The sequence below is a fragment of the Mesorhizobium sp. WSM4841 genome (genome assembly GCF_055811515.1).
Map to the genome: position 1 here is coordinate 191,042 of NZ_JBVVQC010000001.1, position 12,135 is coordinate 203,176.

Here is a 12,135-nt window from a genome sequence, read left to right on the forward strand (position 1 = left end):
GAACATAACAGGAACTAAGGGGTAACGCCATGAGACTGACCGGAAAACTCGATTATCTGGAAATGCCGGCAACTGGTGGAACGCTGGATATGCTCAAGGCTTTCTACAGCGCCGCCTTTTCCTAAAGCGCGTCGCGTTCGACCGACCTCACGCGACTCGCTTTAGGTTGTTGTTTTATGCATGTCGTTATCGCAAAACCGCTGCACACTTTTGCGCGACATGCATTAGGCGTTCACCGACTACGGGCCGACCTATTCGGCGTTTTCAGAAGGTCTTGACGGAGGCTTCCAGGCTGATGCCGGCGAAGCGCCCGCCAAGCCGCTTCCCGTGCTTTACTCCGAGCACCTGGAAGAAACCCTGGGCGCCGTCGAAAATGCCGGCGGCACGATCGTCATGCCGATCTTCTCATTCCCTGGTGGCAGGCGGTTCCATTTCATCGATCCGGCCGGCAATGAAATGGCCGTCTGGGGTGAATAGCGACAGAGTTCCCCATCCAGGACGATGATGGACGGACCGAAACGCTGGCTACGGTCCAGTTTCGCATAGCGCTATTCTCGGCATTGAGCTTTCCGTCGGCTCGTCCTATAAGGCCGCGCGCGCAACGGGCATGTTCCCGTTGCTGGGGCGTAGCCAAGTGGTAAGGCATCGGTTTTTGGTACCGACAATCCCAGGTTCGAATCCTGGCGCCCCAGCCATCGCTCACGGGGTCCGTTCCGGACACATGTGTAGCAGCCGTTTAGTAATGCGACAGTTGAGCAACTTCGATGCGACAGCGCTCTCGCGGCACGCTACGCCGCTGCCAACTTGACAGCCTCGTCCCCAATGCCCATCAGACGATGTCAAAGCTTGCGGTGAACGCAGCAGCGAACAGATGGCTAGGCCCGAACGAATGACAACAATCTGCCAGAGCGCCGGGCCCCAAGGGCGCTGTTGGATCTCTGCAACGGAGCTCTAGTCATGCAGGGCATTGACGAGCTGCTTTGTGCTACCCTACGTCGCGAAAATCCGCCTTGGCCGGAATACGGCGACAATAATTTCGCAGCCCGCTTCATCGAGCGAAGTGCTTATCACGGGGTACAGGCGTTACTTCATCACTATATTGCGGATCGCGAACGCGTTGACCTGGGTTGGCCGAAAGTTATTTTGGATGCTTGTCGTCAGCAGGCCACCGCTCAAGCATTATGGGAGATGCGCCACCAGTACCTGCTGAATCAAGTACTAGAGCGGCTAGTGGCCATTGAGATCCACCCAATTCTGTTCAAAGGCACGGCCTTAGCCTACGATGTCTATCCGGCGCCTTTCCTGCGTACAAGAGGTGACACTGACCTCATTGTGCCGTCGGGCACCCGTGATCGGGTAGCCAAAGCATTAGAAACCCTGGGGTTTTGTGAACTGGGAACAAGGGCGGATGTCATTACCGGTCAGACGAGCTTTAGCTGGACAGACCCCGCCTCCAATCAGGAACACACCCTCGATGTGCATTGGCGGCTTGCCAATTCCACACTCCTGTCAAATCTGTTCTCGTATGAAGAATTGCGCTCCGGGGCCCGGCCACTGCCGAACCTAGGCGCGAGTGCCCACGCAGCTGATCCAGTGCACGCGCTCGTGCTCGCCTGCATGCATCGAGCGGTCCACACGCACGCTTTGTATTACGTCGATGACGTGGCCCACTATGGCGGCGATCGACTGATCTGGTTTTATGACATTCAGCTTCTGTTCTCGATGCTCTCGCCTTCGCAACGCAATGAATTTGTTGAACTTGCCGAGCGTAAAGGATTGCGGGCGACCTGCCTGGAGGGCATCGAGGCGACCCGAGCCCGTTTTCATACCGCTATACCCGAAGCCGTGTCTGGCGCGCTTTCCCGCCCTGGACCGACAGAAACCGCATCGAGCTATCTCAGCGGATCCAGGTCGTACCGAGTATGGATGGACTTTCAGGCCGCGAGAGGCGTGCGAAACAAGTCCGGTTTTCTGGCCGAACTCCTCTTCCCGCCGGCAACCCATATGCGGCAAAAATATCGCCAGGCAAACCTATCGTGGCTACCCTGGCTCTATTTACGCCGGGCCATAGCCGGGTTTTTGAAGCACTTACGCAGCCGGGATAGTTGAGTCTGTCTGCGGGGCGCGTGATTCCGAAAATCGTAAGAAATCCTACCGCGATTGAGGATGCAGCCTGCCTCTTGGTGTTCACTCCAGCAGATCACGTCGATCGATCTCTTGTGGAACTATGAACAGATTGTCGAAAGCTAACGAGACAAGCATGCTGCTGACATTAGCGGCACCTTATCGCCTGGCGTTGGCCATTGGCCTGGTATTGATGCTATGCGAAAGCGCTGCTTTATTGGTGATGCCTTGGCTTGGTGGCAAGCTTGCTGAAACGTTTCTCCAGGAACGCTCAGGCAGCAGCACGATCAATATCCAGGTACTTTTTCTAGGAGCATTGGCGCTGTTCGCGGTACAGGCCGTTTTAAAATTCAGCAATATATACCTGCTTGGCGGGACGACCACACGAATACTGGCGGACTTGAAAATCCGAGTTTACGACCATCTTCAGGCGTTGCCGCTTGCCTTCTCCCACCGGCGGCGCCACGGCGATACGCTCGCGTTACTTACTCATGATGTGTATGTCGTGAGCGATTACATCAGCGGCACTGCACTTGCTGCCTTACCGCTCTTCTTCACCGTCAGCGGGGCATTGGCTTTAATGTTCCGAATCGATTCCCTTCTCGCCATGTTCGCTGCAATCATTATTCCATTGCTCTATCTACTGCTTAAAATTTTCGGACGACGCATGCGGCCATTGGCTCTCCAACTTCAGGAGGAGCATGCCATTGCCATCGCCATTGCTGAGGAAAACCTCAGCATGCTTCCCGCCATCAAGACCTTCACGCGCGAACAGCAAGAATCGCAGCGTTATCGGAGCCAAATCGAGCGCGTCGTCAGCCTGAGTGCCAAGGAGCGCGCTATCCATGCCGCATTGGGGCCGGGGGTTCAGCTTGTAACGGCGACTGCGGTCGTTCTTATGCTTTGGTTGGCCCAAGGGCAAATTGGCGATGGGGCTCTCACCGTGCCTCAATTGGTGAGTTTTCTCCTCTACGCCCAGGTAATGGCGCGACCCATGGCCGGGCTCGCAGACGTCTATGGACAGACCCAGCGCGCGCGCGGAGCGCTGAGCCGGCTCGCAAGAGCCTTGGCCGAAGAGCCTGAGCCGAGCTGGCATGCGGGCAAGCAGATGGGAAAAATAAACGGCAACATCGAATTCCGCGGTGTCACGTTCAGTTACCCGGGGCGTGAGCCTGCGCTGAGGTGCCTCGATCTATCCGTCGCCGCGGGCGAGACAATAGCCATCATAGGTCCCAACGGCGCAGGAAAGAGCACGGTGGCGCATTTGCTTATGCGATTGCATGAGCCTTCCAAGGGAAGCATCTTTATCGACGGCGTGGATATTTCCACGGTTTCCTTGCATAGCCTGCGCAGCCAGATAGGGGTCGTGCCTCAGCACGTATTGCTGTTCAACGCCACCGTCCGCGACAACATCGCCTATGGTCGGCCTGAGCCCACACAGGATGAGGTTGAGGCAGCAGCACGGTGGGCCCGCGCGCATGATTTCATCATCCAATTGCCGCAGGGTTACCAGACGCCAATCGGCGATCGGGGCGTGCGGCTGTCCGGAGGGCAACAGCAGCGGTTGGCGTTGGCCCGGGCGCTGTTGAAAGATCCGCCGATTCTAATACTCGATGAAGCGACCGCTATGTTCGATCCAGAGGGAGAGCGCGAGTTCTTGCAGGCATGCGTGGATGTGCTGCGACAGAGGACGGTGCTTTTGATAACCCACCGATCGGCGAGCCTGGCGCTAGCTGATCGGGTGTTCAAGCTGAATGATGGCATTATGACAAGCGCCGAGTAAGTCCACACGGCGCCTCACCGTCACGCAGGCTGGGTGCTTCGGAGAGAATCGTTCAGACGGCGCGGCCGACGGCGTGCCCGTAAGGGGACTCACGGTAATCGATGAGTTCGAACCCACCTTCCGCCAGTTCGGTGCGGATTTCAGCTTCGGTGAAAAAATGATCGAACGTACTGGCGAGCGTATCACCGTACTCCACAGGATCACGGCTGCGCCGCAGATAGCGTACTCGACGAGCGAAGGCGTAGATCCAATCGTGGCGTCGCGAGCGTTCGCGTCGGCAGAAAAAAGATAGCAGCAGAGGGGCTCCGGCTGCAGCGTGCCTGCGCAGGGCAGTCAAGAAGGCGACCCGGTTCCCACGGCCGGGGATGTGCATATAGCCGCCCCAGCCAATAACGACGCCGTCATACTGACCATCTACGTCGTCGGGCACGCGACCTGCGCCGGCAACGAAGACTTTGCCCGGAAGCTGTTCGCGCTCCATAAGTTGCCGATAGCATTCGGCCAACACCGGTGTACTATCAAAACCGTCCACACGATAACCCATGCGCGCCAAGGCGACCGGCTCGCGCCCGCCACCTGCCGCGCCGACGAGAATGGAACAGTTGCTGGGGTAGTAGTTTCCTACTACCCTCTCCTCCCATGGCAGTAAGCCCGATAGATTGTAGGCTTCGTCGCCGTATTTGCTCCAGCGGGCGTACTGAACACGCCCGACCTCATCCAGGTGCTGATTGTCTAGTAAACCCAGCCACAACCCTTGTTGGAGGACATCGAATCCGACTCCCAGGCGTCTAGACCAAGTGTCCCAGATAGAGTAACAATGAGTGCGAATCGGAGTAGACCGCACACTAGTTTTATGGACGCGTCGGATTTATCACGTTGTCGGCATTAGCCCCTGATTTCTGAGTGACCTGCGCCATGTGGCCCAGCGGGGTCAGTACAGGTTTCTCGTAAACGCGCTTAACTGGTACAGTACGCATAGATTCGGCTTCCATTTCGTTGCATTTCATGAGGTGCTTCTCCAAAGATGTGCACCACCGTCAAAATGTCCTAGTGGCATTAATTTACGATTACCCACTCCCACATTGGGACATTGAGCGCGAATCGGAGTAGATTAGTTCTAGCTAAGGTCTACTCGGATTGCTCGGTGATGCGTCCACAGTAGGTGCGGATTTCTGGGTCGCCTGCGGCACGTAGCCTAGCGGGTTAGTGTAGGTTGCTCGTAAACGCACTTAACTGGAACAGTACCCATAGAATCGGCATTCTTCTCGCTGCATTTCATGAGGTGCTTCTCCAAAGATGTGCACCCGCCCTCAAAATGTCCTAGTGGCATTGCCCAGGGTTTGCAACCAGATCTCCAAAAAAACTGGCTGCCACACGCTCCGCGCGCCTGCAAACCAGCCGGAATCGGCTGACAGCGGCTTGTCCCATTGTTTAGCTGCGCATTGCAACTTCACGTAGCGCTCCGAAGCCAACCGAGTCGTATCTGACACCATATTCAGCAGGGCAGGCCGGCTCGTGGTCAGCAAGCTTATGAAGTAGTCATCGAAAGCGGCTTTTGAAGCTCGACGTCGCACTTTCTCCGGCAAACGATGTCCCAGCGCGGCAACAAGAATGGCCTTGAATGAAGGCGCCAGTTGTAGCCGTGTCTCGAAAGGAACCGACAGAACGAATTCGGCAAGGTTCTGGTCGAGAAAAGGGTGGCGCAATTCAACGCCTGCATATGCGGACAGACATTCTTCCTGCTCGATCATGCGCAAAAACGCCGGCTCGGTGAGCCAGTTGCTGATCGAGTCGCGGGCAAGGTCAGCGTAGACGGGCCTCTCCCCGGCAAACGCATTTCGGTCCAGATAGGATTGATGCTTTTCCAACAGGCTGACGTTGATCCAGTCAAAGATTTCCCTGACGGGCTTTTCGCGCCCGCGCTGCAAAATCCGAATGAGCCTTGGACCTATGGACTGGCGGACGAGCCGCTTCAGGCAAGACCGCGTGGCTTTTTCGCGAATCACCCTGGGATCGTACAGGCAATACCGGATCGCGCTCAGGTAGCGACGCGAACGCCAGAGATCCAGTTCGTAGTCCGGATCCCAAACCAGATCGTCCCCCCCCTGTCCGGTTAGGACTACCTTGCAGTTGCGGTTGCGCAACAAGGCTGTGGCTTCCGAGCGTCGTTGCCAAAAGATTTCTGGGGTGGGAGCGTCAACCTTCTGCAGTTCCCCCAGCAGGCCGGGAGCGAAATTTTCACACGGCGCGACGGCATGGAGATGCTCGAAGCCGGTCTGTGCAGCAACGGCATCACTGTAGACGCTTTCATCACAGGCGAACTCGGGATAGGTCTGGGACATGGTGACGGGTCGTGGCGAAGACGGCGTCCGCGACTTAAAAATGTCGGCCGCAGCCAGCACGACCGCGGACGAGTCGTAGCCGCCGCTCAGTTCCATGGCCGCCAAGGCATCCACGTCCAGCCGTTGCCGCACGCCCTCCCGAAACAGGAAGTAGAACTGTTCGGCGCACTCACTAGGCGAGCCGCGGAAATCTTCAGGCGGTGCAGGGGCCGGCCAAAAACGCTCCTGATACAAGCGATCGTTGGCGGCGATGAGGAAATGTCCCGCTCGTAAGCGATTCACTCCAAGGAAGAATGTTTCCTCGAAGGCGCGGTGTATGCCGCGATAAAGGTAATCCGCTATTACCCCATCATGCGGCTCGGCGGTCACACCAGGAAGCCTCAGCAGTTGCTTAGGCTCCGAACCAAAGCGGATACCGTCAGAATCCGTGTGGTAGAAGAATGGCTTCACTCCGAAAGGGTCACGCGCCGCGAACAGCCGTCCTTTTCGTTCGTCCCAGACAGCGAAAGCAAAGTCACCACGGAGCTTGAGCACCGCCTGCTCGCCCCAGCGCTGGTAGGCGGCAAGCAATAATTCGGCGTCGGACGGGGTATCCCTGAACCAGGAGACGGAACCGAGAGCCCGCCAAAGTTCGGCATGATTGTACAAGCGCGCATCGGCCACCAGGCCGCAGGAGCCGTCCGGCAGCCAAATTGGCTGCGCCTTGTTGCGCTCGCGTTCGCTCAGAATGAACTGGGCATGCCCGAGAGCAATATTCTTCCGTGCCCCAGCAAAGAGCCCGTCGGGGCCGCGGTGTCGGATCACCTCCAGCATACCTTCAACCAAATCGCGGGGCGCCGGTCTCGAACCCCAGTGGGCGATGCCTGCTATGCCGGCCATCTTCAGGTTTCCGCTGGCTGTGAAACAGCTTGGAATGCTTGCTCGGCAATCATTTCCCTGACTGCGGCCACACTGGCATTGAGACGGGGCAGAGCGTCTGGCACCACCAGATCGTAAGAGGGAACAGTACGCGCGATGCTGGTATATGCCGCGAACTGTGTCGCCCATGCTGTCTTTATGCTGATCTCACCGAAACCGTGAACAAGCAGTCGCTTCAGGCAGTCCGCGCTGTTTAATAGTGTGCGGCGGGCGCTTTCCAAACTGTCTTGCCTGGAGAGGAAATACAGTCCCCGCAGCGGTAGCGTGTCATCTTGGCCGAGCGGTACAGCCACGAAGTCACCCTGCATTCGGCAAGGCAGCAGATCATCAGCCACCGCGCGCAGGTCAAATCTCTCGAGACAGGAGGAAAGAGTGGACTTGCCGGCGCCGCTCGCCCCGACAAATGCATAGACCCCCGCTGGGGTCGCCACCGCTGAAGCGTGAAGTGTAACTTTCCCCTGAAGTGCAGCCAAAAATGGGAGAACACGACGCATGCACGCGGCGCGGTCCGGCCATTGCTCCGAGCCTTCTTCGATTGCGGCCCAACGGCCATCCTCTGCAATATGCCCCCTCAGGCCCGTAGCGCGATGGAATGGAACCCCGATTCCTTTTCCCGCTGACGGGGCGGCGTTGGTGCGTCCCTGGCGGTAAAAAAGGATCTCCACATCCAGATCGTAGTAGCCACATTGCGCCAGACCAGGAACAGGCTGATTGCTGAACACTCGGGCGCCGGCCAAGAGGCCGACGAATGCGCAAGAATTTCCTGAATTCGGCGGAGCGCCCGCAGTCAATTTTGGCAATGCCGTTCACTGAAATTCTTGAGTGGAATGAAATCAGAACTCAATGGGTCACTCAGACCGGGAACACCTTCGAGCCAGGCGTGCGCCTCGACAGTTGCATCACCTTTCCGAACCCCGAATCGAAGGCTGGCGTGGCAACCGTGCCTAGCAAGGAGGGATTGCAAGGTTAAAGCGCGCTCCAAACACGTCATCGGTTTGACATGCCTGTTTGCCGTCGCATTCACCAACCAAGCCATGCGTTCGACCCGGCTGTGCGACAGCCTGGATTCTCCCGTCAAGGGGTTGGTCACGAAGAGACGTTTGCGAAAAGGCGTTCTGAGGAGGCCCGCAATCCATAGCATCCTCAGCCATGCCTCGGCCGCAATAAACCTTTCAGGCCATGATAGACGGGTTAGCTTCTGCACAATGTGCTCACGAGCCGTCTCGACCATCTACTGTTTCCAATAGTCCCTGCTCGACCAGCTCCTGGACAAATCCTTGAATATCCCGCTCAGCACTTTCTCGCGAGATCGCGTATTCCAGCGTGATCTCATAGGTCAACTCTTCTACCGTACTGGGTCGCTTCATTAAGATAGACAAAACCCTATCTCCTACAGAATTGACAGAGAAATATCCGCCCGACTCCAAGTTGAGCAACACCGATTCTTTTTCCAATCCCGTATAAAGTATAGGCTCACGGACTTTATAATACATCATCGTCACTATTAAATCTTCATGAAAACGTTTGAGAACCAGTTCCAGTTGGCCGATTTACGTTGAGGGTCCCGATTTTGCACCGGATTTCTAACGCCAACAGCTTCGCTGCAGCCACAGATCGCGATAACCAGATGGTAGCTTGCTGCCGTTCTTTTTTCTAGCCATCGACGCATGAAATATCACCTCGGCAGACGCATCACCTCTGGCAGTGTTGTGCTTCCGGTGTGGTTAACAATCCGTCGCCGGCGATCGGAATATCAAAGCATGGCCATCATGCAGCGAGGGGTTGTTTTCGCCGGCCGGCGAAAGTTCGAGCCGGATTGGTCCGTCCATCGCATATCAGTTCATCGGCCATACGATCATTAGCATCGGCACAGCAACACGGCCGCACCCTTTTCACCCGCGTCGGCAAGCTTGAGCTGCGGGTTCCGCAGGACCGGGCTGGCCGCTTCTCCACCGAGCTGTTCGAGCGTTACCAGCGTTCGGAGCGGGCCTTGGTGGCCACGCTTGCGGAGATGCATGTGCAAGGCGTGTCGACCAGCAAGCAGCTGGTCCAGCAGTTTCTCGATAACCAAGTGATGATTCTTTCCTTTTCATCATCATGGCCTCGCGCACAGAATTCCTGATAGTCCGCGGCGACGACTGCCTGCAGGAGCTGTCGATGCCGGCGCGATCTCGCCGAAGCCAAGTCCAAGGCCGATCTCGCTGCATGGCTTGCCAAAAGGTCGGCCGCTACCCAGGACTGACGACCGCCGCCGGCCTCATTTTGGTCAAATCGCCTCACTGGAGGCATGAGGAATGCAACATTTTGTCTAAATTTATCAAGATAGTTCAAACCAGAACCTAAAGTCCTGTGGGTACAACGCACTCCAGAACAATAATATTGGAGGCTACCACATGACGTTTTCTACTGCGCATCGGAACCGTTTTAGAAGAGTGGCGATTGCAGCGATCGGGCTTGCTGTTTCCGTGGCTCTCGGCGCAAACGCGCAAGCAGGCGAAATGCGTAAATCAAAGGAAGAGACACGGTCCGTCTACCTTGTCAAATATCGGGTCAACAACGATGTTCGCTACAACAAGAAACCGGTAGGCAAGGTCGTTAAGATATCAGCATCCCGGTACTTGAACAGCAACACCTATGTCTGCACTCCGAGCGGCTTTGGTCAGAAAGCGCGTTGCTACACTCGGAGGGTCTCGAATCAGCCAGGCGTTTAATGTTGGCCTGGTTTTGGCAGAAGCCGCCGCGCCTGAAGCCGCGGCGGCTCCGCTTTTTGCGCGGTTATCGAGAATTCGCCTTAAGATGCGAAACTTCTTTGCTTACCCGATTACCTTTGACCAGTTTGCGCGCCTCATCGTCCCGGCGAGCGGGATTGTGACGAAAGACATACCATTTCCCACCGATCAAAGGCTTCTGATAAACGACGCCATGTTTTTCACGGTGCAGGAAACATGTGATTGCACCGCTTCTTGCCAGACTCCCTTTCGCTACTTTGCTGGTCCAGAGAGCGCGCATGCAGAGCTTGCCCCCATTGGTCGCATACCAGTTTCCCTCCGCAAAGGACCATGCTGCCCGTTTGCGCGACCAAGCGGCGAACGGCTTCCTATTTGCAGAGAACAGCCCGCGAGCAGTTGTCTCCGCAGAATAGAACCCACCGCCGTTTTGCCATTTCCAGGTGCGGCCGGCATAGAGCTTTTCAACCGCTGAGGCCTTCATCGGCGTCGCGGCAGCGGCGCGTTTTTCTATAGCGTCGCCCGCCGGTTGTTTGGGAGCGGCGTAGGCATTGCCTGCAAGCAAGAACACAAACAGCACCGCACTTGAGATAATCGAACGGATCGAAAACATTTTACTTCCTCTCCACCAAGGCAATTCCAGTAAGACTGCGTAAGAGTCCTGCGTTGGAACCGCATAGAAATAAAGGGATGGAGCGGTTCGGCCATCTGGTGAAAGCCGAACCACTCTGTCGAACGACTTGGATCAGTCCAGCGGATGGTTGGCCACGCGCCAATCGGGCCGGCCGACATTTCTCGGCCATGGATAGACTTCACGATCGTTGAAGTAGACAACGGCTGTCATGTCCGGGAACTCGGCATGCGGCTTATTTGCTTCCGCGGCCCAGTCACGAGCATATTCGTCGTTACCTTCGTAGCCAAGCTCCGCAATGGCGATTGGTTTGCCGAAGCCCGTCACACGGTCATAACCCGGCTTTGTGCGCTCCACAAAAGTCGTATCACGACCGACCTCCAGCTTGTCATAGGGCTGATAGCCAAAGACGGACAGACCGATAATGTCGACATACTTGTCGCCAGGATAGAAGGCTTCCAGTCCTTCTTCTCCTTTCGGTGACCACATGTATTGGGCCGACGGAAGATGCTTGCGGCATATGTCGATGACATGCCTGTAGGCGTTCACATAACCTTCAGCATTCCAGAAAGCCCAAGTGAATTGCCCGTCATTATCTTCCATTTCCTGCGCCCAGCGGATAGTGACGGGGCTTTTCAGCTGCGCCGCCGCAGAGCAGACCGCTGACATATTGGCATCGTAGCGCCCGCCCAAAATCCCGGCGAGCAAATCCTCAGGACCTACACGCCAGTCCCGCGCCCAGGACCACGGCTCGACCGTGATCAACAGGGAACGTCCACGCTCACGCGCATAGGCATCTGCGGCGCTGAGCGTTGCCAGATCCACATCTTCCCAGGGAAGAAAAAGGTGTTCGATTTTTGAGTTGGAATCGTTGGTATAATCCGCGTGCGGATCGTAGGCGCCGGGGGTTACGGAGTCAGCCGTGATGATGGGACGCTTGTCCCGAAACTGATTGCGGCTGTCGACACTCGCTCCCGACACGCCGCTGGCTGCATAGACACCACCGGAAATGCATGCGCCGCAAAGCAAGGCTGCTGATAGTTTAAAGAGACTTTTCAAGGCCCCCTCCCTTTCTTACTGTTCAGATTGCTGTGCCGCACCAAGCGCGGCTTTGATGGCATCGAGTTGACGGGAAACCAGATCGGTGGACACCAGCTTGCTGGCCTCGTCGTCTTGGTGGACCTCGGCGTTACGGAACGCATACCACTCACCACCGGGCTCGCGCTTCTGATAGATCGTTCCATTATCGATGCGATGCGAAAAGCAGGTCTTGGCGGGAAATACACCCTGTTCGGAATGCCATGTCGCGTTGAGACACATCCAACCTGTCTCGGTGATGATCCAGCGGCCTTCCGCCCAGGATTTGCCCGTCTCACCGTCGGTCCATGCCGAAAATTGCCGGTCCGCGCCCACCATTCGTCCGGCTCCGCTGTCCCACTGCCAGCTCTTGTCTCTATAGAGATCGTAGATTTCGCCTGCTGTCATGCGACGTGCCCCTTCCGGCAGAACGGAAACCTGTGAGGAAGAGGCAAAGGCCGGTGCAGCAATGCAGGACACTGCCCAAGCGACTGCTGTCAGCATCCGGAAACCTGACAGCAATAGAGCCCTTTC

At 56.7% G+C, this 12,135-nt stretch carries 11 protein-coding genes, 1 tRNA gene and 3 pseudogenes; 7 read left to right on the forward strand and 8 right to left on the reverse strand.

Features of this window, described 5'->3' with window-relative positions:
- Window positions 1-29 precede the first annotated feature (29 nt).
- The 5 genes and pseudogenes from AC0L14_RS00885 to AC0L14_RS00905 form a co-directional block, all read left to right on the forward strand.
- Window positions 30-122, forward strand: a pseudogene (locus AC0L14_RS00885) (VOC family protein); the annotation flags it as partial.
- A 109-nt stretch (window positions 123-231) separates the two neighbouring features.
- Window positions 232-477, forward strand: a pseudogene (locus AC0L14_RS00890) (VOC family protein); the annotation flags it as partial.
- A gap of 143 nt (window positions 478-620) precedes the next feature.
- A tRNA-Gln gene (locus tag AC0L14_RS00895) sits at window positions 621-695 on the forward strand.
- Between the two features lie 262 nt (window positions 696-957).
- A complete protein-coding gene (locus tag AC0L14_RS00900; RefSeq protein ID WP_473748409.1) occupies window positions 958-2,109 on the forward strand; it encodes a nucleotidyltransferase family protein in 1,152 nt (383 codons plus the stop codon).
- 151 nt (window positions 2,110-2,260) lie between these two features.
- Entirely contained in the window at window positions 2,261-3,907 is a 1,647-nt protein-coding gene (locus AC0L14_RS00905; RefSeq protein WP_473748411.1) for an ABC transporter ATP-binding protein, read from the forward strand.
- A gap of 52 nt (window positions 3,908-3,959) precedes the next feature.
- Here AC0L14_RS00905 and AC0L14_RS00910 read toward each other — a convergent pair whose 3' ends face one another.
- The 5 genes from AC0L14_RS00910 to AC0L14_RS00930 form a co-directional block, all read right to left on the reverse strand.
- A complete protein-coding gene (locus AC0L14_RS00910; protein WP_473748412.1) occupies window positions 3,960-4,658 on the reverse strand; it encodes a class I SAM-dependent methyltransferase in 699 nt (232 codons plus the stop codon).
- A gap of 559 nt (window positions 4,659-5,217) precedes the next feature.
- Entirely contained in the window at window positions 5,218-7,128 is a 1,911-nt protein-coding gene (locus AC0L14_RS00915) for an asparagine synthetase B family protein (RefSeq protein WP_473748413.1), read from the reverse strand.
- A 2-nt stretch (window positions 7,129-7,130) separates the two neighbouring features.
- Window positions 7,131-7,889: a hypothetical protein gene (locus AC0L14_RS00920; RefSeq protein WP_473748414.1), complete on the reverse strand. Its 759-nt coding sequence runs from the start codon at window positions 7,887-7,889 to the stop codon at window positions 7,131-7,133.
- Window positions 7,890-7,954: 65 nt separating this feature from the next.
- Window positions 7,955-8,398 (reverse strand): lasso peptide biosynthesis B2 protein, encoded by a 444-nt coding sequence (locus AC0L14_RS00925; protein ID WP_473748415.1) that lies wholly within the window; start codon window positions 8,396-8,398, stop codon window positions 7,955-7,957.
- Entirely contained in the window at window positions 8,379-8,663 is a 285-nt protein-coding gene (locus AC0L14_RS00930) for a PqqD family protein (protein ID WP_473748516.1), read from the reverse strand. The genes AC0L14_RS00925 and AC0L14_RS00930 overlap by 20 nt, the downstream gene beginning before the upstream one ends.
- Window positions 8,664-9,043: 380 nt before the next feature.
- On the opposite strand from AC0L14_RS00930, the pseudogene AC0L14_RS00935 reads away from it, so the two are divergent.
- Both AC0L14_RS00935 and AC0L14_RS00940 read left to right on the forward strand, forming a co-directional pair.
- Window positions 9,044-9,289, forward strand: a pseudogene (locus tag AC0L14_RS00935) (transposase); the annotation flags it as partial.
- 271 nt (window positions 9,290-9,560) lie between these two features.
- Window positions 9,561-9,878 carry an MlaD family protein gene (locus tag AC0L14_RS00940; RefSeq protein ID WP_309508706.1) on the forward strand — a complete coding sequence of 106 codons (318 nt, stop codon included), beginning with the start codon at window positions 9,561-9,563 and terminating at the stop codon, window positions 9,876-9,878.
- A 64-nt stretch (window positions 9,879-9,942) separates the two neighbouring features.
- On the opposite strand, the gene AC0L14_RS00945 is transcribed toward AC0L14_RS00940, so the two are convergent.
- The 3 genes from AC0L14_RS00945 to AC0L14_RS00955 form a co-directional block, all read right to left on the reverse strand.
- Window positions 9,943-10,506 carry a DUF995 domain-containing protein gene (locus AC0L14_RS00945; RefSeq protein ID WP_473748416.1) on the reverse strand — a complete coding sequence of 188 codons (564 nt, stop codon included), beginning with the start codon at window positions 10,504-10,506 and terminating at the stop codon, window positions 9,943-9,945.
- A gap of 132 nt (window positions 10,507-10,638) precedes the next feature.
- A complete protein-coding gene (locus AC0L14_RS00950; RefSeq protein WP_473748417.1) occupies window positions 10,639-11,583 on the reverse strand; it encodes a glycoside hydrolase family 26 protein in 945 nt (314 codons plus the stop codon).
- 15 nt (window positions 11,584-11,598) lie between these two features.
- The gene (locus tag AC0L14_RS00955; protein WP_077381293.1) at window positions 11,599-12,105 is read right to left on the reverse strand and encodes a DUF995 domain-containing protein; all 507 of its coding nucleotides are present in this window, start codon (window positions 12,103-12,105) and stop codon (window positions 11,599-11,601) included.
- Between the last annotated feature and the right edge of the window lie 30 nt (window positions 12,106-12,135).